This window comes from Colwellia sp. 12G3, assembly GCF_002836775.1.
Classification (GTDB): Bacteria; Pseudomonadota; Gammaproteobacteria; order Enterobacterales; family Alteromonadaceae; genus Colwellia.
Genome location: NZ_PJAQ01000068.1, coordinates 1 through 23,294, shown reverse-complemented (window position 1 = coordinate 23,294; position 23,294 = coordinate 1). Strand labels below are relative to the sequence as shown.

Here is a 23,294-nt window from a genome sequence, read left to right as displayed (position 1 = left end):
AATTACACCACGGCTTTTTCAGGTAAGTGAGCGATAACATCTTCATTGCTTGGTGTGTTTTCTTGGGCGTGTGAAAAATGAATAACTTTACCATCAAGTAATTGAATTTGTTTCGTTGCATGGCCTGCATATCTAACATCATGGGTAACCATACAAATAGTCGTTCCCTGCTTATTTAGATTGTTAAGTATATCCATCACCGCATCGCCATTTTTAGAATCTAGGTTACCTGTAGGCTCATCGACCAATAATATACTTGGCTGACCAGCGAGTGCTCTAGCGATTGCGACACGTTGTTGTTGGCCACCTGAAAGTTGATTGGGTTTGTGGCTTTTTCTGTGTTCCATTTCTACTTGAGTCAATGCTTGCATGACACGTTGCTCTATCTCTACTTTGGTTAACGTCTCTTCTCGGTAGGTCAGTGGTAAGGCAACATTGTCGAAAATACTTAACTCATCAATTAGATTAAATGATTGAAAAACAAAGCCTATATGTAGGTTTCTTAATTCTGCCTGTTGGTCCATGGTTAAATTGTGAGTCTCAACGTTCTCAATACGGTATTCACCACTACTTGGTGAATCTAGTAAACCTAGTAGTGATAATAATGTTGATTTACCACAGCCAGACGGTCCGCTGATAGATAAGTAATCGCCGGCCATAATGTCTAGACTGATATCCGTTAACGCTTTAATTTCTATATTGGATGAATGATAGACTTTTGAAATGTTGTTTAATGAAATTATTGGCTTTTGTTTAGTGTTTTCTACTGCTTTTATAGGGCTTGTTGTGTTGTTCATTATCATTCCTTTATTGATTTATAAGTAGGTTTTGTTGGGTGGCAGGCCATTGAGACATATCTGAAACAATGAGTTTGTCACCGCGTTGAGCACCACTAAGCACCTCAATTTGATTACCCGAAAGTGTACCAAATTTTATTGAAGTTAGTTGCGCGCTTTGTGTATCTTGGTTGAGTCGATAGATGTTTTTTTCTTTAAAACCGTAAACGTTGTTAGGTTGTTCTACATAAAGGGCATTGCTTATTTCTTTAACGTGAATTTTGCCTTCTACTGTTAGCTCTGGACGAGCATTTGCTGGTAATTCTCCGGTTAAATCTAATTCAATCATGACTCGACCATCCGTTACTACAGGGTCAATTCTTAGCACTGTCGCCGTTATAGTGTTACCAGAGGTTTGAATAGAGGCTGACATACCTATCGCTATTTGGTCTGCTTGGTTCTGCTGTACGCGTAATTGCGCGACTAACTTTTTGTCAGAGCCAACCATCGCCAACTGAGTACCGGGTGATAAGCTTTGACCAATCTCAACAGGCATTGTTTGCAGTACGCCATCAAGACCTGCACGAACGGTTAATCGATCAAAACGTTTTTTGATCATAGTAAAGTTGTGTTTGTATTGGGTAATAAGGTCTTCGCCTATTTTTGTGCGCTCAATTTGCATGGCTTTTAAGTGTTCTTGTCTGACTTTTTGAATGGAAACTCTTTGCTTTAATTGACGAACAGCTAACTGGCTACGTTTAAAATCAAGTGCGCTAACAATGCCTTTATCAATTAATTGCTGCTCAGCTTCGGCTCTTAATTGCGCATTTTCCAGTTCACTGTTTAATAGGGCTATTTGTGCATCGTGCTCTAAAAGCTCACTCTTATGGGCTATTATTTGCTGGTTAAACTCTGCATTTTGTCGTGCTAACTCTAGTCTTGCATTGATCACTGCTTGTTCAAGTTGCGGATCAGATAGCGTCATGATAATGCTATCTTTGCTGACTTTAGCGCCAGGGTAGAGTGCAATACTTTCGACAATAGCTTGAGTTTGACTAGTTAATAAGCGTTGATATTTTGCTTTTAAACGACCATAACCTGCGACATTTACCTTAAAGTCACCTTGTTTTACTTCTCCAATGCGCAGTGAAGTCAACTCCAACTGTGGTTCACTGTTAAGTGAAGCTGCCCCCCAGAGGAGTATTGTGGTCATCAATAAAACGAAGATCACGAGTAGGCTTTTTTTATTAAAGCCTTGCGGCTTTTTTTGAAGTGTCGTTGTTAGGTCCATGCTGTGGCCTTTTCAATAATGTAAGGAATAAGTTGTTATGGAATATTAAATAGCTAGATGCGTGCCAAAGTTTTATGCATTGATTTATAAGAAGTTTATGTTTCAGTGAGTTTAATCATTTCCCCCCTAAGGGAATTGAAAATTAAAAGTGGGAATGAAAGTGCAGGGTAGTAGGTCTATATTGAAAGTGAGCTAAGCTTGATAGAGCAGCTCCCAATATAAAATGAGAGACTTCTATGCATAAAAATTTATTAAAATGGGTATTCTTATTAGCTCTGCTATGTCAGCCAGATTATAGTCTCGCTAAAAGCTTTAAAGTCGTTTTTTTAAATCCAGGTTTTCCAGAGGAAAACGCTACCGGTAATTTTTGGGTAAATGTAACTCAATTTATGGACGCCGCGGCTGTAGATTTAGATATTGAGTTGGTTACTGTATATGCTTATCGTAATCATATTCTAATGAAGTCATTAGTGGACGAAATAGCAGAACACCAGCCTAAATATGTTGTTTTAGTCAATGAAAAAGGCATAGCGTTAAATATTATTAAGCAGCTCGCTAGTCGCGATATAGCAAGTTTTATGCTGTTGAATAATTTAAATGATAAAGATCTAGCATTGTTGTCGGCTAAAGAAAAATCTTTATTAAAAGGCAGCGTTATCCCCAATAATTATAATGCAGGAAAAAAACTACTCAATGGTTTGATTGCACTCTATAGCTCGCAAAATAAATTACAGGATAATAGTGCCAATGTTGAGCCATTAATCAATGTGCTTGCCATGCAAGGGGACTACACTACACCGGCATCTCTTGAGCGAGAAAGAGGGTTATTAGATGTTATAAAAGCTAACAAGTCGGTACAACTTGTTGATAGCACAGTCGCTAACTGGTCTAAGAAACAAAGTTATGAAAAAGTAAAAGGTATTTTGCAACAAGCTAAGATTGATATCATTTGGACAGCTAACGATTCTATGGCCTTTGGGGCAAAAAAGGCACTGTTAGCGGCTAATATTGATCATCCAATTATCATCGGTGGTATTAATTGGGATGTAGACGATATGCATTACCCGGTGAATTTATCTTTTGGTGGGCATGTAGCGTTAGGTGCAAAGTCTTTAGCTATGCTCAAAGATATTGATAGTAATAGTCTTACTCTTGATAAAAGGCACCAAGTGATTGACATATTTGAGTCGAGTTTAAGTCCACATTATATTAATTTCACTGATAGATTAAGTCATAAAAAGCTAGATTATTATGATTTTTCACGATTTAGTCTGTCATCAACAATGCCTTTAACTTTCACCGTAGAAAATCTGGCTAAGGCTTTCAATCCCCTAACGGTGAATAAAAATTAACGCAGTCTAAATCTTGTTATAGCAATTATGTTAGTTAATCACAGCTAATTATCTGATTACTCCGTGTTTCATCATAACCATCATTATTGCTATCAGTGGTTGCATAAAATCTTCCTGACCGCGCTACTACAATAGCCCTTGATTTCTCTTCATGTCCTTTCGGGCAATAGCGTAATGTGCCATTGCTTAAACCAAATAAATGGCCAGTTGCCTGATACGTTATTTTGGTTCTATTGGTTGCGTATTTTAGTATATCCCCGGAGATTACAGGGCTTTTTGTTGCTATGAGTAGTTCACCTTCAGCGCTATCAAATTGCTGATTGCCATTGTTATCTATAAATACACTAAGCTGCTCATGCCAATTTACCGAGCATGTACCATTATCTGCTATGGGACAGATAATGACGTTACTTTCGCTACTAATAGAGTGATTGCGTGCGGTGAGTAATAAACGGCCAAGACGTGAAATCTCATTGTCGACCCGTAATCGAACAATAAAATCATTAAAACTAGGCAAAGCAATTGTAGTAAGTATAGAGGTAATTCCTATACTGACCATTAGTTCAATCAGTGTCATGCCTTGGCATAGGTTTATCTTACATTGCTTTGATTGGCTATCAGAAGTAGAGGTTATCGTTGTTTTTTGGGTATAGTAATGCGGCTGAGTATGATGCATAAAAAATCCATTTTTATTAACTGCCCTGTGTTATTCAGTTATAGATAATAAAAATGGATTTAGCTAAGTATTAACAGGCCTTCAATAAACGTTTAATCATAAATTGTTGGTATTGTTTGTCTTTTATGTTGAGTTTTTTTATAGATATTTATTATATGTTCGCTAACGGCTGTAGTGACTTGTTTACCTTCCAAGAAGTTATCTAATTGGTCATAGCTAATACCTAAGGCATCTTCATCTGTTTTACCGGGTTCAAGTTCTTCTAAATCAGCGGTAGGGGCTTTTTCTACTAAAATACTGGGTGCACCAAGTTCCTTTGCAATCGCTCTAACTTGCCTTTTTGATAAACCAAAAAGTGGCGCTAAATCACAAGCTCCATCACCCCATTTAGTGAAAAATCCAGTAATGTTTTCTGCACTATGATCAGTACCTATTACTAAAGCACCAATAATTCCAGCGATATGATATTGACTGACCATACGAGCTCTAGCCTTAACATTGCCCTTCGAAAAATCTATTTGGGCATCGCTAGCCGTTAAAATTTCGGCTTTACTCATCGCTTGTAAAACTTCACGATGGATGCCATCAGCGCCTGCTAATACATTGGTGGTTAAGCAATGACTAGGTTGAATAAAATCTAACGCTTGCTGAGCGTCATCTTCATCTGCTTGAATACCGTAGGGTAAACGTACAGCAATAAATTGGTATGTAGTGCTATGTTCATTATCTTCTTGTTGCTCATTGAGTTCATTAATAGCAAGTTGAGCTAATCGACCACAAGTCGAAGAGTCAACGCCACCGCTTATGCCCAACACTAAATTGTTTAGTCCTGATTGCACTAATTGTTTTTTGATAAAGGCAACACGGCGGTTTATTTCAAATTGAACATCAATTTCAGGTAAAACTTTCATTTCGGCAATGATGGTTTGCTGATCCATAAGAATTCCTAGCTGGCTTGAGTATAAAGTAAGGTGTTTTCACTAGTTTAACAAAATTAAAAGCCAATTGGATATTGCTAAATCACAATAAACACGCTGTAATATCTTTATTGTTTAAATCTATACAACTTTAACTGACGAGCAACGCAGATGAAAAAAATTGAAGCGATTATTAAGCCATTTAAAATGGACGATGTAAGAGAAGCCCTTGGCGAAATTGGTGTTACAGGTATGACTGTTTCTGAGGTTAAGGGTTTTGGCCGCCAGAAAGGACATACTGAATTATATCGCGGCGCCGAGTATATGGTCGATTTCTTACCGAAAGTGAAATTAGAAATTGTTATTGCCAAAGAAGATGTAGAGCGCTGTGTTAATGCTATTTTAGAAACAGCACAAACCGGTAAGATTGGCGATGGTAAAATTTTTATTACTGACGTAGAGCGTGTTATCCGTATCAGAACGGGTGAAGAGAATCGAGAAGCGATTTAATAAAGTATCTCGGTTTTACACACACAGCAACGGTTCAATATTATTTGAAGCCGTTGCTCGTACTTCGTAGTTTTGTGTTTGGTCATTAATATCTAATGTTGGCAATACATCATAATAAACTTATTTACCTTGCTTTAAGTGCTTTTTGACAAATTTATTCACGCTGAAATAACTAATACTATCGACCACTGCCATGGCGATAAACCCTTTTTTATCTTTACTTTCACTGACTAGACGCATTGTATTTTTTCCTGCGGAACCACGTCCTAACTTTCCTTTTTGTCTACCGCCAACGAGCGTATCTTCTAACTCTATTGTGCCACTTAGTTGATACCAACTATCTCTATGCCCAATAGCCATTGTAAGTTTCTTTAAAATCAGTCTTGCTGTTCGCCAATTGACTTCTATCAGCTTACTTCACCTTAACGCCGATATATTGCCTTTATCTGAGCCAAGAAAGTAACTGGCCATAAAACACTGGATTAAGGTGATTTTACTCCGGTAAAAAAGTGTTCCGGCCATAACTGAGTTTTGCTTTTTACATTGCGTACACTCTTATAAATCACGACTTGTAATGTCATAACTATGGTCATTGCCACAAATAGGTTTTGTTAGTGCATTTTCCCATCATTGATCGCCGACATTGAAGCCCTGAATCTGTTAGCTAATAGTAAAACCAACCTTTTCAGTATCCTATGTAATGTATCGAATATTTTTATATTATTGCTACAAGGGAACTGTCATTAATCTAGTTTGACAAACGGTTTTGAAGTTGTATTAGCTCTAATATCGACTATTATTAATAGCATAAACGCCCGAGTAGAGCCATTTACAAAAAAAGTCAAGTCAACTGCGTGACACTTTATTTGTAAATGCTTAATATTGAATCTGCATGGGCCCTTCGGTGATTGTAAAGTTAGCGATAGTCACCATAAAGATTGTACTAAGGGGATTGATTATGTTTAAACTACGGGAAATTTTCACAGCAAGCCTCACTACCAAGATGAGGTCGCCAAAGTTTATTGTGTTGACTGGAGTGATCGTTTTATTGCTCGCTTTTATTGGCTACCAAGCGTGGCATGAATATCAAACCTATCAAATCAATAAAATGGCCGAATCATTTCCAACGGCGGCAGGTACCGAGACTGAAGAACATTCAGCTGCTTGGGCCAAAGGTCAAATTTTAGTACAGCCACAGCCGGGTTTATCAGAGCAAAACTTTCAAAAAATCCTCGATAAACATAAGACTAGCTCTAAAGGTAAGTTAAATCAATTACGCACCCATATCATCAATGTACCGGAAAATGCAGAACAAGCCATTGTCCGAGCATTATCTAATAACCCTAACATTGAATTTGCTGAGTTAGATTTATTAGTCAAACCAAGCGAAATCATCGCCAACGATACTTATTATGATAATGCTTGGCATATTAATACCATGAACTTACCAACCGCTTGGGAATCTGCCAAGGGCAGTGGCGTAGTCGTTGCTATCCTAGATAGTGGTGTTAACGGTAACCACACTGATTTATCAGCCAATATGGTTGCCGGTTGGAACAGTGTTAGTCGTAACAACGACACTGATGACATCAATGGTCATGGCACCCAGGTTGCTGGTGTTGTAGCGGCAATAAGTGATAATAATAACGGCGTAACGTCTATCGCTTGGCACGCATCAATTATGCCTATTCGTATCACTAACGATAGTGCGGGTTATGCCTATTGGAGCGATGTAGCCAATGGCTTAACTTGGGCAGCTGACAACGGCGCTGACATTGCCAATATTAGCTATAAAGTAAGCACAAGTTCAACAGTAACCAATGCGGCACAATACATGCGCAATAAAGGTGGTTTGGTTGTTGCTTCAGCAGGCAACGGCGGTGCAAACTTAAATTGTACCGATAACCCAAGCATTATCACAGTATCAGCCACAGACAGTGCTGATAATAAAGCCAGCTGGTCAGATTACGGCAATTGTGTTGATGTTGCAGCGCCTGGAGTAGGTATCTGGACCACGACCAAGAGTGGTGGTTATGGTGCTGTCAGTGGTACTTCTTTTGCCAGCCCGGCAACGGCAGCAACATTAGCACTGATAAAATCAGCTAACCCCAACCTTAGTAATGATGAACTTGAAAATATTTTAGAGACTAGCGCAGATAAGTCCAAAAATGGCGGTTCATTTAATAGCTATTATGGTCATGGCAGAATTGATGCAGCGGCTGCGGTTGCCATGGTAGCAAATACACCGACTATTGATCAGCAAGCACCAACAGTGGCTATATCTTCTCCGACAGAAAATAGTCTTCAATCTGGCCTCTTTAATATCAACGCCAATGCACAAGATAATATGGCCGTCAGTTCAGTGAAAATCTATGCCAATGGCATGTTAATTGGCACGGATACTGTCGCGCCATATAGCGTTAACTTTGACAGTAATAATATTGCTGATGGTAGTGTAGCTTTCACCGCTCAGGCGTATGATGCAACAGGCAATCAAGGTAGTTCTTCAACTCACTGGTTGACTATCGACAATATAGTTGATGTCGCAGACACCACAGCACCTACTGTGAACATTACCAACCTTGTTAACGGTAGTAACATAAGCGGTAGCCAAGAGATTAATGTTAGTGCATCAGACAACACCGCAGTAACTAAAATTGAACTCTATATAGATGGCCAACTAAAAACACAAACGACTGAGTCTACACTGTCTTATAGTTGGAATACTCGTAAAGTGACGCAAGGATATCACACCATTGTAAGCAAGGCTTTTGATGCTGCTGGCAATCAGAGTCAAACCAGTATTCAAGTCAATTTAGTGGCAAAGACAAAAGGTCGTAAATAAAGCTATCGAACAACATAGTGTTTTATTAAAACACTTAAAATAAAAAGACACTGCCATGGCAGTAATGCTGATTATTTAAGCTAAAACAGATCGGTTGAACGATCACCCATACTCTGTATAAAGGCTTCTAAGTTTACTTAGAAGCCTTTACTTTATGCAAGTATCGCAAGCACTAGACATCATTAATCAATGGAAACCTAATCAAGTTGAAACACTTGCCGACCTCTTACCGCTAGAGCTAATCAATGAAGCTTATGCGTTAACTGATACTGTGACTATGCGAAAACGTAAGTTAACCTTAGAATCTATAGCGTGGTTACTTGTCGGTATGGCTATCTACAATGACAAATCAATGGCTGATATTGTTAACCAACTCGATATCGTTGACCGAACAGGTAAACATTTTGTTGCGCCAAGTGCTTTAACACAACGCAGAAAAAATTTAGGTGAGGCGGCAATGAAAGCCTTATTTTAATGTACTCAAGCGCATTATTTTGAGCAAGCTAACTTGCCACAATGGAACGGCCTTACTTTATTGAGTGTCGATGGTGTTGTTTACAGAGCCCCTGACTCTGAAGCGAATAATGAAGCATTTACTGTCCCCCAAAACACACAATATCCTCAAGTACGTATGGTGTGCCAAATAGAGCTAAGCAGTCACCTAACTACCGCCAGTGCCTTTGATTATTACACGGTAAATGAAATGATATTGGCAGAAAAGCTCATCGATACTACACCTGGCAATAGTCTTACACTATTCGATAAGGGCTTCTATTCGCTTGGATTACTGCACCAATGGCAATCAACAGGGGCAGAGCGTCACTGGCTTATTCCACTTAAAAAGAATGTGCAGTATGAATAAATTCGTAAGCTTGGGCGTAATGACAAGTTGGTACTACCCTAGTGCTAGAAAGCTTTGGTCTACAGTACCTGAGACACTCGTTGTACGCTAGTTTCACGTAAAATCAAAAGGAAACAATACGATGTACTTACCTCAATGGTTGACCCAATGCGTTTTTCATCGTGTGATATAGCTGATTTATACGGGCATCGCTGGGAAATAGAGCTTGGTTATCGAGAGCAAAAGCAATACAAGCTCGGAAACCGATTAACACTCAGGAGTCGGCTACCAGAGTTAGTGAAACAAGAGTTATGGTGAATATTACTGACCTATAATATGCTCCGCTATCAAATGGTAAAAATGTGTCATACGTTAAAAGGAAATTACTTGCCTTATCCGCTGAGTTTTAATGGGGCATTAGCACACATAATGCGACTACTTGTTGGTTTGCCGTATTCCACGCCTGGAGCAGTACCTAGATAATTAAAGAATTTTTATAATATGGCAGAAAGCCTTATTTTACCGCCTCGACGAGAAAGAGAATTTCCTCGACAAGTTAAACCTAGACCACAACGATATGCTAGAAATAAAAATGCCGTTCACCTTAAGTTAACGGCATTACTGCCATGGCAGTGTCTTTTTTTGGTTATTATTACGATAATTGTTAACCAATTTTTTTACGTAAGCTTAAGGCAATTAGGCCACCCGCAAGTAGAAACAAAATACTGGGTTCAGGAATGGATTGACCGCCACCACCGCCACCACAGTCAGAACCAGTACAACCAGCTTCTCCATCGCCTCCTATCCAAGTGCTAAGACCACCATCAAGACCTTGAATATGGGCAGCTGAGTTGAAAGGTCCCCCTTTATCTTTTCCACCGCTACCGAAAAAGTCAAAATCTAATTCATCTAACAAACTAAAATTACTGAACATTATATCGTAGACTAATGTAGAGGTTCCATCGAACTTGGTTCCGCCTGAAGGTACAAAATCAAACAAAATATCATAATAATGTTCACCATTAGCCTTGTATGGCCCATCTTGCCAAATATCAGCAGGCACAAGTCCAGAGGTTGACCCCACATCAACTCGATTAAAGGTCAAATCAACAGCGCTAAGAAGCGGATCCAGATTAAAATACCAACCACCAACAAAGTCATCGCCACCCAGATTACTTTCCATTGTTAACCTAACCGTATCTCCATCAATCCCATAATTTTCAAAGGTTGCTGTCAACCATGGAGCGCTACCCGCAGGTGTGGGCTTTAATCCGCCGCCATCTTCTGCAAAGATCGTATCCAACTCAATAATCAATGTTGCTTGAGCTGTGTAGGAAAAACTAGCAAGCGCAATAAACACTATGCTTATAAACCTAGTAAATCTTGTAAATATTCTCATAGTAAATTCCTTATTAACAATCCCAATATATAAATTCAAAAGAGATTATTCTCACGTTATTGTTAAGAAGTAAGTGTATGCACCAAGCTTATTTTAACGGCTGTGCACACGCTAAATACGTGCATATTACATACCTATTATTTTTTAGCTTTATTTATTAGTTGGTTGAAAAGCAACCAATTCACGTGTGCGATAGCAGTGTAAAAAAAATGGACACTTTATCACTAGAGTTCTAACCACTGATTGGTATAAATAGTTAAAGAAATTAATCCTATTTTTTAAAATAAGTTAAAATAAGTTAACATTACAAACTCTCTATTTCATTTTTTACACCTTGAATTTCGTAGTCATTATTTTTGTCAGCCCTGTTTACTCCTATATCAGCGCTAAACTAGGTCACTTGCTAAAATCAGGGTTTTAAGCTTTTCCAAAGCAATATAATGAGTAATTTATGCAAGCTCTGAGCATTCGTTAATGATTTAGAAACGCGATGGGGCATAGAGATAGTTTGTATCAACTAAGTGGCACTATAGAGCTAGATGATGCGTTTGTTGACGGTAGACAAAAAGGCAAACGAGGTCGTGGCGCAGCAGGAAAAAATAATGTGCTAATCGCTTGTCAAAGCTAGGATAAAAAATCAGGGCTTATTACAATGGAAGTGGTCGACAGTATTTGTCATTTCAGCGTGGATAAATTTGTCAAAAAGCACTTTAAACGAGATCAAAATGCTCGATTCAGAGTGCTTGAGCAATGCCAGTTTGAGGCGCGTCAATTAAATCATGGCCATCCCTATTTCTTTGGCGCAACAATAAAATGATTTTGCTCAAGCGTTTCTGTGATGGGGCTAAAAACGATTGATACGTCGTTATTGATTTTGAGAATGGAACAACCATTCTCTGCAATCAATGCCTTGTTTTAATCGTTTTTACCTCCCACTGAAATATTCATTTCGAATGGTCACGGGTATATAATTTATCCTGTACTTTTAATTGGTCCTGCGGACATGTTATTTCTCATATATCACTTTATGCACATGACCCTATTCTTGATGATGGTACGACTGTCATCTCTGAACCAAGAGCCAGCTTATTAATGCTGTTTGGTGTGATTTTGATATTACTGCGGTTGAAAAGTACTGGTGTAGCCTTATAGCCAATATCAAGCACGACTTTACTATTTAAAAGCATATTGCTTGTTAGTATTAAGTAGTTGTAAAAATAGCTGACAGTTAAGTTTGCTAGTCGGTGTTAGCGTACAGAAACAAAAAAGCTAAATTACCTAGGTAATTTAGCTTTTTTAATTAAAATCAGTGCTCTGAGAACCGATTTTATAAATGACTATTAGTTAACTAATTTGTTGTTTGGGTAGTTAGCAGCAAGTACCTGCATTGCATTTTTATGTAAATCTTTTAGTCCTAGCTTATCGTAACACTCAATCATTATTTCAAGTGCTTGTTCTATTTCAGGGCTAGGTGCGAAATATTCAACCACATAACGTCCGCGATTAGCTGCTGAAGCATAAGCTTCACGTTTGATATAATATTTAGCGACTGCAATTTCATATTGTGCAAGGCGAGATTTTATTGAAATCATACGTTTACGTGAATCTGCAGCATATTTACTATCTGGAAATTCAGTAATTATTTTCTTAAAATCATTAAAAGCACTACGTGAAGCTTCAGGATCTCGATCGGTACGGTCAATGCCGGCCATATCTTGAAATAAGTTTTCTTCGGTAGATATATTGATAAGTGCACGCATGTAATAAACGTAATCAATATTTGAGTTATTAGGGTTTAGGCGTAAAAACCTATCAGTTAGCGCAATGCCCTGCGCTGCATCTCCACTTTTATAGTAAGCATAAATTAAATCAAGCTGTACTTGGTGAGAGATAGGACCAAATGGAAAGCGTGAATCAATAGCTCCCAATATTTGAATGGCTTTTTGGTACAAACCATTATCAAGTGCAGACCTCGCATCAACAAATAACGCTTGTGCTGATTTATCAGGAACTTTCTCTATGTCATCTTGAGAGGATGAACAACCAGTTAGAGCCAATGCTAGAACGGTTAAAATAATTTTTACTGTCAATTTTGCCATGAAATTTATTATCGCTACTTTGTTTTAATTAAAATAAATATCAAACCACCACGTAAACGGGTAAAATGTTTCTATATTTAAGAATATGCATTCTACCCTAGCAATCTTACCTTGCACAGTGCAAATGGTAATTTGATTAATTCGCTAGGTTTAAACCAGTTAAAAGAGAATTTAATGTCAGAAATCATTCAACATAAAGATATAGTGCCTGAGTCATGTTTAGGTAAACGGTTTGACCAGACAATAGCGATAATGTTTCCTGATTATTCACGATCACGGTTAAAAGATTGGATTGTTGCCGGACAAGTGAGAGTAAATGGAGAAGTTTTAATTATTCCTCGTGAGAAAATGTATGGCGGCGAAGAGATTGAAATCAATGCAACCGTTGAAGACGAAATACGTTTTGAAGCACAAAATATCCCGTTAAATATCGTTTATGAAGATGAGCATATTTTAGTAATAAATAAACCTGTAGGTTTAGTTGTTCATCCTGGTGCGGGTAATCCGGATGGAACTTTGCTCAATGCATTGTTACATCACTATCCTCAACTCAGCGTAGTACCAAGAGCCGGTATTGTTCATCGTCTTGATAAAGATACTACTGGTTTGATGGTAGTGGCTAAAACTATTCCAGCGCAAACTAACTTAGTTGAAGCTCTTCAGTTACGTGAGATCACGCGTGAATATGAAGCCGTAGCAAATGGTGTAATGACTGCTGGCGGTTTAGTTGATGAGCCTATTGGTCGTCATTCTACTAAGCGTACGCAAATGGCTGTGTCTTTTATTGGCCGACCTTCGGTAACACATTACCGAGTGATGGAGAAATATCGTTTACATACACGTTTACGATTACGTTTAGAAACAGGTAGAACACACCAAATCCGTGTTCATATGTCTTATATAACGCATCCGTTAGTAGGTGACCCTGTTTATGGCGGTCGTCCCCGTCCACCAAAAAACTCAACTGAAGCGTTATTAATGAAGTTACGTGCCTTTAAACGCCAAGCTTTACATGCGGCTATGTTATCTTTGTTCCATCCTATAACGGGAGAGGAAATGACTTGGCATGCAGACTTACCAGAAGACTTTGTTGAGCTAATTGAACTGCTTCAAGAAGATACCAAGCTTAATGCCCAAGACGAATATTTATAATAATAAACCGGCTAATTTTACCAACACTACTTTTGAGTTGGTAAAATGGCCACTTTATCCATCGGATGCACTCGATGATAAAGTCCTCGCTCTACAAACAACACGTTTTCCTCTTCAACAAACAAAAGCACTAGCCCTAAATGATCAAGTTTCAGCTGCTCCCCCGTTTGAAATTAAAACGTTAGTCAGTGAAGAATCACCTTTTAATAGCTTTAACTTAGGCTTACATGTTGGCGATAATGCTGAGCGAGTAATTGCCAATCGTAACGAGCTAAAACACTTTATTAGCCAACAACTATCAACTAACTCTGCTTTGCCCAATAAAAAACTAGTTGCAGAGCTAAAAATTCAGTGGCTAGAACAAGTTCACGGTAATAAAGTAGTGACAGTGACTAGTGTAGATGAACAACCTATGATTGCCGATGCTAGTATCACTCGTCAGAAAAATATTGCTTTAGCAATAATGACAGCCGACTGCTTACCCATACTATTAAGTCATAGGGCAGGTATTGAGATTGCTGCAATTCATGGTGGTTGGCGGCCGTTAGTTGCTAATATTATAGCTAAGACAATAGAAGGTATGCGCAGCAAACCGGCTGATATTGTCGCTTGGCTTGGACCGTGTATTGGCAAAGATGCTTTTGAAGTGGGTGGTGACGTTAAACAGGCATTTACTCAGCAAGACCAGACTTTTAATAATGCTTTTTTAAAGCAAGAAAATGGCAAGTACCTAGCCGATTTACAGCAAATAGCTAGACGACAACTAGAGTCTTTAGGTGTCACTGTCATTGCTAATCTTGAAGAATGTACTTACCACACAACAGAAAAATATTATTCCTATCGCAAAGAGCAAATAACGGGTCGTATGGCGAGTGTAATCTGTCGACGTTAGTTGTTTGTTATTTAACTAGCGTATTTAACGTACTCGTTATTGTTTTATATCAATCATATCTTTAAATTTCATTGAAAAATAATCTTTTAGCCCTATAACTTAACTATGTGTTATAGGAAAAATCTAGGAGATATAAAATGAGATTAGATCGTTTTACCCAATCATTTCAAGAATCCATTGCCGATGCGCAATCACTTGCCCTTGGCAAGGATCATCAGTTTATCGAACCCGTCCATTTAATGATGGCGTTACTGAATCAAAATGGAAATTCAGTTATTGCCTTATTGAAGAGTGCTGGTGTTGATGTGCGCTCTTTGCGTCAAAAACTTGAAGAAGCGTTAAGTTCACTCGCCCAAGTGCAAGACAGCGCTGGCGATGTGCAATTATCAGCAGCCTCAGGTCGAATTTTAAACCTTTGCGATAAACATGCGCAAAAAATGTCAGATAAATTCATATCATCAGAAATGTTTTTACTCGCTGCTATCGATGATAAAGGCTCTTTAGGACAAATGCTCGCTGAATTAGGCGCAAATCAACAACGGATAAAGTCGGCAATAGATCATATCCGTGGTGGTCAAAATGTTGAAGAGCAAAATGCAGAGGATGTACGCCAAGCCTTAAATAAGTATACCATTGATTTAACTGAACTTGCTAAGCAAGGAAAACTCGATCCTGTTATCGGTCGAGATGATGAGATCCGCCGGACTTTACAAGTATTACAACGACGTACTAAAAATAATCCAGTGTTAATAGGACAACCAGGGGTCGGTAAAACGGCGATAGTTGAAGGTTTAGCTCAGCGCATCGTAAATAATGAAGTACCAGAGGGGTTGAAAAATAAGCGGGTATTATCACTGGATATGGGCAGCCTTATTGCGGGAGCAAAATATAGGGGTGAGTTTGAAGAGCGTTTAAAAGCTGTTTTGAATGAATTGGCCAAAGAAGAAGGACAAGTCATTTTATTTATTGATGAATTACATACTATGGTCGGTGCTGGTAAGTCAGACGGTGCTATGGATGCCGGTAATATGTTAAAACCCGCGTTAGCGCGTGGTGATTTACATTGTGTAGGGGCCACTACGCTTGATGAATATCGTAAATACATTGAAAAAGATGCTGCGCTTGAGCGACGTTTTCAAAAGGTATTGGTAGAAGAGCCTAGTGTGGAAGATACTATTGCTATTTTACGTGGTTTAAAAGAGCGTTATGAACTACATCATTCGGTAAATATTACTGATCCCGCTATTGTGGCAGCTGCAACGTTATCTCACCGCTATATAAGTGATAGACAATTACCTGATAAAGCGATTGATCTCATTGATGAAGCGGCCTCAAGTATTCGTTTACAAATGGACTCTAAACCTGAAGATCTAGATAGACTCGAACGACGCTTAATTCAATTAAAACTTGAACAAAGGGCGTTAGAAAAAGATGAAGATGAAGCGACTATCAAGCGTTTAGCAATCATTTCTGAGCAGATTTCTGAAAAACAGCAAAAATATGATGAGTTAAATGAAGTTTGGACCACAGAAAAAGCGGCGCTTTATGGTGCTCACACGATAAAAGAAGAGCTTGAACAGGCAAGAATTGAGCTTGAAGCGGCAAGAAGAACAGGCGATTTAAATCGCATGTCTGAACTACAGTACGGAAGATTACCTGAACTAGAGAAGCAATTAGACTTAGCTAGCCAAGCTGAAATGCAAGAAATGACTTTATTAGCAAACAAAGTTACCGAAGTTGAAATAGCTGATGTTCTTAGTCGCGCTACCGGTATTCCTATTGCTAAAATGTTGGAACAAGAGCGTGATAAATTACTGCATATGGAAGATGATTTACATCAGAATGTCATTGGTCAACATGAAGCGGTAACTTCAGTGTCTAATGCAATTAGACGTTCTCGTGCAGGTTTAAGTGATCCAAATCAGCCCATAGGATCCTTTTTGTTCTTAGGGCCAACGGGGGTTGGTAAAACTGAATTAACCAAAGCGCTTGCAGAGTTTTTATTTGACTCACAAGATGCATTAATTCGTGTGGATATGTCAGAGTTTATGGAGAAGCATTCAGTTGCGCGCTTAGTAGGAGCACCTCCTGGTTATGTTGGCTATGAAGAGGGCGGTTATTTAACTGAAGCGGTACGTAGAAAACCTTATTCAGTAATATTGCTCGATGAAATAGAAAAAGCTCATCCAGATGTATTTAATATATTATTACAAGTGCTTGATGATGGTCGATTAACTGATGGACAAGGTCGAACAGTAGACTTTAAAAATACCGTGATCATCATGACCTCAAATATTGGCTCAGATATCATTCAAGAATTTGAGGGTGATAGTCAGTATCAGGAAATGAAAGTGCAAGTAATGAATATATTAGGTCAGCACTTTAAACCTGAATTTATTAATCGTGTGGATGAGTCAGTAGTTTTCCATCCACTTATTGCAGAGCAAATTAAGCAAATTGCAAAAATACAAATTAAAGCCTTGGCGGATCGTTTAATCGAGCAAGATTTAAATTTAGCTATAAATGAAGAAGCACTCTCGTTAATTGCTACGGCTGGATTTGATCCTATATTTGGAGCAAGACCGCTAAAACGTGCAATTCAGCAAGGTGTTGAAAATCCATTAGCACAAAAAATACTGGGTAATTATTTTGCTAAGGGTAGCACAATTGAGGTGGGTGTTGTCGACGGGAAATTAGCCTTTTCAGGTAAGTAATCTTAACGATAACTTGGGAAATAAGCTAAGTAATAATATCACTTAGCTTACTTACTTAATCCAACTACCATTGCAGGTAGTGGGATTAAGTAAAACGAATCTCTCTATTTACTACAGTAGAGGCCTTCGTGCTTTTTACTTAATGCTAGTTTTTCTTCTTTTTCAGCAGGAGTTAATGGGCGACTACCTATAGTGCCATCACTCTTTTCTTCACTAACATGAATTTCATCCAACGAGTTTAACATTTTAATATTAAGCTTGGCGGCTTTACAGTTTTTTTCATAGAGTGCTTTATTTTTAGCGGTAACTTCATCTAACTGTTTTTCTTGATCTTCAACTTTTTTATTAGCTTTATCCTGTTCTGCAATCATTTTTCTTTCGGCTTTAGACAAAGCTTTATAAGATGAAATAGTACTAAATTCTTTATACTCATCATTTTTCGGAAGATTTTGGCTAAAATGAACGACGTTATTGTTATCAACCCAACGATAAATAGCAATTTCTTTTGCATTTACACAATTAACGATTGATGAGGTGAGTAGTGCGCCAGTTAATAGTGCTGCAGTGAAAGATAATTTTTTTATGCTCATAGAAAAGCCTTATTGATAACTTATAGGTAATAGTACAACGAATAGCATAGCTAATATACCAATCCATGTTGGCAGAAGTAAGTATAGCTTTAATTTTTATGACCATAAGCTAGCAAATTATTAATCTAATAACAATTTGTTAATTTTACGGCCTTACAAAGTAAGGTGTCAGTTTTTTTTACACTCATCATCCTTGTTGTTAATTAAAGGTAAATTATTTGTTTGTTTAGTGGTATGTAGCTGTAATTGTTATCTAATTATATTTGGGCGTGATTATTGCTTTATCTACAGTAATGTCGGTATTGGTTTAATGCTTTATGAATATTCCTTTAAGCTTACCGCTATTAATACTACAAAAATAAAATAGCCATATTATAAATAGGAAGTAACATGTTAAATAAATTAATTTTAAACGCTTTTTTGTCAATCTCTCTTGCGTTAAGTTTTACTGGTGCAGCTAATGCAACTTTAATCAGTCAAGATATTCTTTTCGATTCTGCGCTTGATACCGTTGATGAATTTGAAGTTATTGGTAATATAACAATTAGCTTAGATACGATTGATAATTGGGGAATGGTATCTGTTTGGGAATCATTCACTTTTTACGGTTATGAGGCTGATACTTCTGCGGACTTATTTTCAGCTTTTGTTGATTTAGATAACATTTCTGCAGGTATTGAGTCACTTGATTTCGATGTTACTTTATTTAGTAGCCTTAGCTTTTCTGGCTTCATCGATGGTTATGATCCAACTGCAGGTTTTACATATTCGTTCTTCGATAATGCTGATGCTAGTTTAGTTACTACTGGTACTTTAGCTTTTGGGAATACTACTGTTGTTCCTACGCCTGCTACATTAGTATTGTTTTTAACTGCTGTTGCAGGTTTAGCTGCACGTCGTAAAAATAGCTAATTTAAAACTGTTAGTTGTAAATAGCGGCTTATATTATTTGGGCTAGCGATTAAAATAATACAAAAAGGCTTTACTTCGGTAAGGCCTTTTTTGTGCCTGTTATTTACTGTCTTTCATAGAATGCTTTAAGCTTCGAGTGATGTTCATTTTCTTTTAATCAATTCCTTTTTTAATTTCATAATTATAATGCATCCGCTTTTCAAACTAGCATTAAGCTAAGCCCACTAAAGGCATTAGTGTCATTTTAAGTTAGTTGCCTTACCTTAAGTCTACGCTGTCATTAAACTTGTTACTCGCTTAAAAATATACACGGGTAAGCATGGTGACGTTTTGCTATTAGCTATTAAGTGACAGCTTACTGTGACTTAATACTCATTAACTAGTGAGGACTGAGTCTGCGTATGGTAATGCGCTGTATGACGTTAATGTTGTTGGAATAGATTACAGAAGGCAGTATTGAGAAGCTTTACTTAAACTTATTTACTAGAGCTGTTGTAGTAGTATAAATAGTAGTTAGGATAATGTAATAAGCTTTTACAGAAAAATAACGTTTGAATCATACTTATAAATAGTTAATAAAAAGCCCTCTTAAATTATCTTTAAGAAGGCTTTTTTATATTACTTAGTTTAAGTCACTAAATTAGCGAGTTAGCCTTTAATATTGTGTTCAACTAATTATTTAACTCAAGTACAGTAGTACCTTCAGCTTCACCATCGGCGTTGAAGTAAGTTACTGCACCCATATAAGTAGTATCCGTAGGTAAACCACGAGTTAATATAGTAGTGTAATTAAAGCGACCTGTAATTGCTCTACGGCTTGAGATAACACGGGTAGCGCTATCTGCTTGGTCAGCAACCCAACCAACCATAGTGTAATCTAGAGGGCTGACACCTGCAGTGTTATAACCGTGTACCCATACTAAATAAACATCACCAACATCAATATCACTACGACCTTCGGGATTAGTTAAAATAACATTCTCGTTAGAACCAGCATTTAATGAATTAGCAACTTGAGTACATGACCATTTATCACAACGATATACGTACATATCCAAATCAGCAGCACCAGAACCATCACCTACTAAGCTGTCACTTAAACTAAAACGCGCTACTTGTGTACCTTCTGGGATATTAAAGAAGTGCGTACCCAAACCAGCTTCGTTAAAGCTAAATTCAGCATCTGCATCTTGTTCTACGCTACCAGCTGCTCCAAATGGTGCAACTAAACCGGTATGTGAAATACTTGTAGTACCAGAGTAAAGCATCTTAACTGGGAAGCGGAAACGACCACGGTTAAGATCACCAGAGATTAACTCAGGTACTTCAATTTTAACTGTTGGTACCGCTTTAATTGCTAGTGGTAAACGTACTGAGTGACCAGCACTATCTGTCCACGTAATTGCACCAAACTTCCATGCTTCAATCTCAGTTGTATCTGTTTTGCTAAACGTTAATGCAAAGCTTGCTTTACCGCCTTCAGCAGCTACATCTAATGTAGAAGTAGGTGTTTCATTACCATCTACATCAAAAGTTTGAACGCTAACGTTAAAACCAGCAGGTGCTTCAATTGTTGCAGTGTAAGAAGAGCCAAAAGAAGTTGCATTAGTAACTGTTCTGAATATAGTTTCATCTTCAAGTAACTCAGCAATTGCAATTGAAGGTAAGTTCAATTGACTCGCATCAGTACTGAAACCGTTAGTTGTTAACTCAGCACAAGTAGTACCGTAACCAGAAACAAATGTTTCTTTGTCTTGACCACAAAGGAATGCTAAATAATCAGCAAGATTAGTATCAAATAATAGACCTGGATCTAACGCTGAAACTGGTGCTACATGACCAGAACCAAAATCATATGGGTCAGCTTGTGTAGTACCATCTTCTTTAGTTAAATCTTGACGAGCAGTTGTCATCATTGCAGATTTAATTTGTGCAGGGGTCCAAGAGCTATTCGACTCTTTAAATAATGCAGCTAAACCAGCTATATGTGGGCTAGACATTGAAGTACCTTGTAGGTATTTAAATGTTTCACCTTGCGTACCAAACATAGGAGCTGAAGTTGTTGCAGCTAATATTTTAACACCAGGGGCGGTAATATCAGGTTTGATAATATCGTAAGTGTTTAGGTTTGGACCACGTGATGAGAATGATGCAATAGTATTACCTACTTCAACAGCTTCACCTGAAGCTGCGTTATCAGTGAAAATAATTGAAGTACTTTCAGCTAGTATACTTGCTGTTAGTGCTTGACCATCTTCAAATGATATCATTGAACCTGGAGTAACTACGGCAGGATCAGTACCACCCATCGAGAATGGTGAAGTGCCTTCTGTGGTATAAACAATTACACCAATAGCTCCAGCATTTTGTGCATTCATGAATTTTTCAGTAAAAGCACATGCACCACGAGCGATTAAAGCAACTTTACCTGCTAAATCAGGACCATTAGTTAGAGGCGTTGCATCACAAGCCACAACTGGCTCAGCTAGAACTAATTCACCAGCAAGGTTCGCAGCTGCTGGAACAAATCCAGCAGGCACAGACATCAATGAAGAACCTGCAAGAGCGCCAGTGGTAATATCAAGTGCTTTGCCGATGATTGTCGAAGTACCATTGTAAGTCGATGCAGCTACACTGGTTACCCATGGAGCAGGAGTACCAACCGTTTCTTTATCTGGACCACTATTACCTGCAGATACTGAAACAAATACACCAGCAGCAGCAGCATTTAACATTGCAGCTGTTGATGGAATAGTTAAGTCAGTTTTACTACCGCCAATTGAGTAGTTGATAACATCAACACCATCAGTTACCGCAGCATCAATTGCTGCCATAGTATCGCCATAGAAACAACCTGCTTCTTTTGCACCTTCTGGGGTCTCATAATCGCTGTTCCAACATGCTTTATAAGCTGCGATACGTGCACGAGGTGCCATACCTGAAACTGTGCCAGCAGCAGCGCCAGAAAGAATTGCTGCTACGCCTTCATTACCACCAGCAGTACTTGCCGTATGACTACCGTGACCATCAGCATCACGTGGAGAATCAAATTCACCTAATGCATATTGAATGGTGTGTTGTGAACTAAAGCTGTCCCCGAAGTAACGAGCACCAATTAATTTATTATTACAAGTGAACTCGGCATCTGTACCGGTATCACAAGCACCCTGCCAACCAAGTTCGGCAGCATTCGAATATGAACCATCATCAGCAAAGCTTGGGTTTTCAGGCCAGATACCCGTATCGATAATACCAATAATAACGCCTTCACCTTTAACATTCATGGTGTGTTGACCACCAGGACCTGTTAAACCAAGAAATTCAGGGGTATTAGCTGTGTTAATAATTTCTAATCTATCTTCCCATACACCAAGAACGTCAGGATGAGCTTCTAATTGCTGTTTTTGCTTAGCATTAAGTTTCGCTGTAAAACCGTTATAGGTATGTTTGAAAGAGTGCAATATTTTGATTGAATCAATTGAAGCAGCAACTTGTTTCTGCTTATTTTCCATTGCCTGTGTATAAGCCTTCATTGCAGGCGTGTAAGCGTTATAACGATTACCTGTATTAGCGACTAGTTGATTGCTTGGTAAAAGTTCACCAATATCTTGGGCTTGGGTAATTGCAGTATTACCTTTTAATTGAACAATAAAGTTAGTAGCTTGTTTCGAAGTACTTACTTCATTACCTGCTGATTTGAATTTACTGATATCACCAGTAACTTCGTTAGCAACAGCAGCGTTAGACGCAGCAGCTGTAAAAGCTAATGTAATCAGACTCCCTATTATGGATTTCTTGAAATGCATGTTTATCTCCGATTTATTGTTATATCTTCGCTGTGCATATTTATTACACTTTCTTTATCTTCATTAGCAAAGCTGAATGAAAAATAGCGAGTGTTATTCATAAGCAATAATAATGCCTTTGTTGCAATAATGTTAACAATTAAGGCATGCTGGGGGTTAGAGGGGAACTAGAAGATATTTTCATTAAGATTACAGTCGTTATTGTAAAAAATATTTACATATTTATGTGGATATATTGCAATTACAGTCATGTTATCTGTCTTATTTTAAATATTCACATGCAAATCTTTTGTTATCTTATTGTATTTTAAGTTATTTACCCTGCTTGTTGATAAGATGTGAATCTTGTTAATTTATTGTAAAAAAAACTGACGCTTACTTAATTGTGTGTAGGAAGTATCATAGGTTGTGTGTTTACTGTGCAAACAAACAAAAAGGGTGAATTAGTCCTTGTACTAAAGCTAACACTCTCTATAATGCGCTCCAGTTCCAAAGGGTTCACGCAAAATGAATCATCAACGG

At 38.0% G+C, this 23,294-nt stretch carries 16 protein-coding genes and 3 pseudogenes; 10 read left to right on the top strand and 9 right to left on the bottom strand.

What is annotated here, in order from left to right:
• Positions 1–2: 2 nt before the first annotated feature.
• Together CXF71_RS17770 and CXF71_RS17765 are read right to left on the bottom strand one after the other, a co-directional pair.
• On the bottom strand, positions 3–797 hold the full coding sequence (locus CXF71_RS17770; RefSeq protein ID WP_101234285.1) for an ABC transporter ATP-binding protein: 795 nt from the start codon (positions 795–797) through the stop codon (positions 3–5).
• 10 nt (positions 798–807) lie between these two features.
• Positions 808–2,067 carry an efflux RND transporter periplasmic adaptor subunit gene (locus tag CXF71_RS17765; protein ID WP_101234284.1) on the bottom strand — a complete coding sequence of 420 codons (1,260 nt, stop codon included), beginning with the start codon at positions 2,065–2,067 and terminating at the stop codon, positions 808–810.
• Between the two features lie 236 nt (positions 2,068–2,303).
• On the opposite strand from CXF71_RS17765, the gene CXF71_RS17760 reads away from it, so the two are divergent.
• Positions 2,304–3,419, top strand: coding sequence for an ABC transporter substrate-binding protein (locus CXF71_RS17760; protein WP_101234283.1), 1,116 nt, complete (start codon positions 2,304–2,306; stop codon positions 3,417–3,419).
• Between the two features lie 34 nt (positions 3,420–3,453).
• On the opposite strand, the gene CXF71_RS17755 is transcribed toward CXF71_RS17760, so the two are convergent.
• Both CXF71_RS17755 and nadE read right to left on the bottom strand, forming a co-directional pair.
• Positions 3,454–4,095 (bottom strand): GspH/FimT family pseudopilin, encoded by a 642-nt coding sequence (locus CXF71_RS17755; RefSeq protein ID WP_101234282.1) that lies wholly within the window; start codon positions 4,093–4,095, stop codon positions 3,454–3,456.
• A gap of 92 nt (positions 4,096–4,187) precedes the next feature.
• On the bottom strand, positions 4,188–5,033 hold the full coding sequence (nadE, locus tag CXF71_RS17750; RefSeq protein WP_101234281.1) for an ammonia-dependent NAD(+) synthetase: 846 nt from the start codon (positions 5,031–5,033) through the stop codon (positions 4,188–4,190).
• A 150-nt stretch (positions 5,034–5,183) separates the two neighbouring features.
• On the opposite strand from nadE, the gene glnB reads away from it, so the two are divergent.
• The gene (glnB, locus tag CXF71_RS17745) at positions 5,184–5,522 is read left to right on the top strand and encodes a nitrogen regulatory protein P-II (RefSeq protein ID WP_011044661.1); all 339 of its coding nucleotides are present in this window, start codon (positions 5,184–5,186) and stop codon (positions 5,520–5,522) included.
• A gap of 51 nt (positions 5,523–5,573) precedes the next feature.
• On the opposite strand, the pseudogene CXF71_RS21450 reads toward glnB, so the two are convergent.
• A pseudogene (locus tag CXF71_RS21450) lies at positions 5,574–6,128 on the bottom strand (IS1595 family transposase); the annotation flags it as partial.
• A 352-nt stretch (positions 6,129–6,480) separates the two neighbouring features.
• Here CXF71_RS21450 and CXF71_RS17735 point away from each other — a divergent pair.
• The 3 genes and pseudogenes from CXF71_RS17735 (at position 6,481) to CXF71_RS21975 (ending at position 9,526) form a co-directional block, all read left to right on the top strand.
• Positions 6,481–8,367 carry a S8 family serine peptidase gene (locus CXF71_RS17735; protein WP_232771538.1) on the top strand — a complete coding sequence of 629 codons (1,887 nt, stop codon included), beginning with the start codon at positions 6,481–6,483 and terminating at the stop codon, positions 8,365–8,367.
• Positions 8,368–8,521: 154 nt separating this feature from the next.
• The gene (locus CXF71_RS21980) at positions 8,522–8,842 is read left to right on the top strand and encodes a transposase domain-containing protein (protein WP_442871942.1); all 321 of its coding nucleotides are present in this window, start codon (positions 8,522–8,524) and stop codon (positions 8,840–8,842) included.
• A gap of 33 nt (positions 8,843–8,875) precedes the next feature.
• A pseudogene (locus tag CXF71_RS21975) lies at positions 8,876–9,526 on the top strand (IS4 family transposase).
• Positions 9,527–9,872: 346 nt separating this feature from the next.
• On the opposite strand, the gene CXF71_RS17725 reads toward CXF71_RS21975, so the two are convergent.
• On the bottom strand, positions 9,873–10,607 hold the full coding sequence (locus CXF71_RS17725) for a PEP-CTERM sorting domain-containing protein (RefSeq protein ID WP_101234279.1): 735 nt from the start codon (positions 10,605–10,607) through the stop codon (positions 9,873–9,875).
• 481 nt (positions 10,608–11,088) lie between these two features.
• Here CXF71_RS17725 and CXF71_RS17720 point away from each other — a divergent pair.
• A pseudogene (locus CXF71_RS17720) lies at positions 11,089–11,331 on the top strand (transposase); the annotation flags it as partial.
• A 616-nt stretch (positions 11,332–11,947) separates the two neighbouring features.
• Here CXF71_RS17720 and CXF71_RS17715 read toward each other — a convergent pair.
• Complete coding sequence (locus CXF71_RS17715; protein WP_101234278.1) at positions 11,948–12,706, bottom strand: outer membrane protein assembly factor BamD; 759 nt, start codon at positions 12,704–12,706, stop codon at positions 11,948–11,950.
• A gap of 174 nt (positions 12,707–12,880) precedes the next feature.
• On the opposite strand from CXF71_RS17715, the gene rluD reads away from it, so the two are divergent.
• The 3 genes from rluD (at position 12,881) to clpB (ending at position 17,464) form a co-directional block, all read left to right on the top strand.
• Positions 12,881–13,858: a 23S rRNA pseudouridine(1911/1915/1917) synthase RluD gene (gene rluD / locus CXF71_RS17710; protein ID WP_101234277.1), complete on the top strand. Its 978-nt coding sequence runs from the start codon at positions 12,881–12,883 to the stop codon at positions 13,856–13,858.
• Positions 13,836–14,750, top strand: coding sequence for a peptidoglycan editing factor PgeF (pgeF, locus tag CXF71_RS17705; RefSeq protein ID WP_101234276.1), 915 nt, complete (start codon positions 13,836–13,838; stop codon positions 14,748–14,750). Before rluD ends, pgeF begins: the two co-directional genes overlap by 23 nt.
• A 137-nt stretch (positions 14,751–14,887) precedes the next feature.
• On the top strand, positions 14,888–17,464 hold the full coding sequence (gene clpB, locus CXF71_RS17700) for an ATP-dependent chaperone ClpB (RefSeq protein WP_101234275.1): 2,577 nt from the start codon (positions 14,888–14,890) through the stop codon (positions 17,462–17,464).
• A 104-nt stretch (positions 17,465–17,568) separates the two neighbouring features.
• Here clpB and CXF71_RS17695 read toward each other — a convergent pair whose 3' ends face one another.
• A complete protein-coding gene (locus CXF71_RS17695; RefSeq protein WP_101234274.1) occupies positions 17,569–18,054 on the bottom strand; it encodes a DUF4124 domain-containing protein in 486 nt (161 codons plus the stop codon).
• A gap of 390 nt (positions 18,055–18,444) precedes the next feature.
• Here CXF71_RS17695 and CXF71_RS17690 point away from each other — a divergent pair, with 390 nt between their 5' ends.
• Positions 18,445–18,966 (top strand): PEP-CTERM sorting domain-containing protein, encoded by a 522-nt coding sequence (locus CXF71_RS17690; RefSeq protein WP_101234273.1) that lies wholly within the window; start codon positions 18,445–18,447, stop codon positions 18,964–18,966.
• 671 nt (positions 18,967–19,637) lie between these two features.
• On the opposite strand, the gene CXF71_RS17685 is transcribed toward CXF71_RS17690, so the two are convergent.
• Positions 19,638–22,772 carry a S8 family serine peptidase gene (locus tag CXF71_RS17685; protein ID WP_101234272.1) on the bottom strand — a complete coding sequence of 1,045 codons (3,135 nt, stop codon included), beginning with the start codon at positions 22,770–22,772 and terminating at the stop codon, positions 19,638–19,640.
• Positions 22,773–23,294: the final 522 nt, after the last annotated feature.

Excerpts from the sequence above, each read along its gene's own strand:
- CXF71_RS17770 (WP_101234285.1), bottom strand. The coding sequence starts at position 797 with ATGAACAACACAACAAGCCCTATAAAAGCAGTAGAAAACACTAAACAA.
- CXF71_RS17765 (WP_101234284.1), bottom strand. The coding sequence starts at position 2,067 with ATGGACCTAACAACGACACTTCAAAAAAAGCCGCAAGGCTTTAATAAA.
- CXF71_RS17760 (WP_101234283.1), top strand. The coding sequence starts at position 2,304 with ATGCATAAAAATTTATTAAAATGGGTATTCTTATTAGCTCTGCTATGT.
- CXF71_RS17755 (WP_101234282.1), bottom strand. The coding sequence starts at position 4,095 with ATGCATCATACTCAGCCGCATTACTATACCCAAAAAACAACGATAACC.
- nadE (WP_101234281.1), bottom strand. The coding sequence starts at position 5,033 with ATGGATCAGCAAACCATCATTGCCGAAATGAAAGTTTTACCTGAAATT.
- glnB (WP_011044661.1), top strand. The coding sequence starts at position 5,184 with ATGAAAAAAATTGAAGCGATTATTAAGCCATTTAAAATGGACGATGTA.
- CXF71_RS17735 (WP_232771538.1), top strand. The coding sequence starts at position 6,481 with ATGTTTAAACTACGGGAAATTTTCACAGCAAGCCTCACTACCAAGATG.
- CXF71_RS21980 (WP_442871942.1), top strand. The coding sequence starts at position 8,522 with ATGCAAGTATCGCAAGCACTAGACATCATTAATCAATGGAAACCTAAT.
- CXF71_RS17725 (WP_101234279.1), bottom strand. The coding sequence starts at position 10,607 with ATGAGAATATTTACAAGATTTACTAGGTTTATAAGCATAGTGTTTATT.
- CXF71_RS17715 (WP_101234278.1), bottom strand. The coding sequence starts at position 12,706 with ATGGCAAAATTGACAGTAAAAATTATTTTAACCGTTCTAGCATTGGCT.
- rluD (WP_101234277.1), top strand. The coding sequence starts at position 12,881 with ATGTCAGAAATCATTCAACATAAAGATATAGTGCCTGAGTCATGTTTA.
- pgeF (WP_101234276.1), top strand. The coding sequence starts at position 13,836 with ATGCCCAAGACGAATATTTATAATAATAAACCGGCTAATTTTACCAAC.
- clpB (WP_101234275.1), top strand. The coding sequence starts at position 14,888 with ATGAGATTAGATCGTTTTACCCAATCATTTCAAGAATCCATTGCCGAT.
- CXF71_RS17695 (WP_101234274.1), bottom strand. The coding sequence starts at position 18,054 with ATGAGCATAAAAAAATTATCTTTCACTGCAGCACTATTAACTGGCGCA.
- CXF71_RS17690 (WP_101234273.1), top strand. The coding sequence starts at position 18,445 with ATGTTAAATAAATTAATTTTAAACGCTTTTTTGTCAATCTCTCTTGCG.
- CXF71_RS17685 (WP_101234272.1), bottom strand. The coding sequence starts at position 22,772 with ATGCATTTCAAGAAATCCATAATAGGGAGTCTGATTACATTAGCTTTT.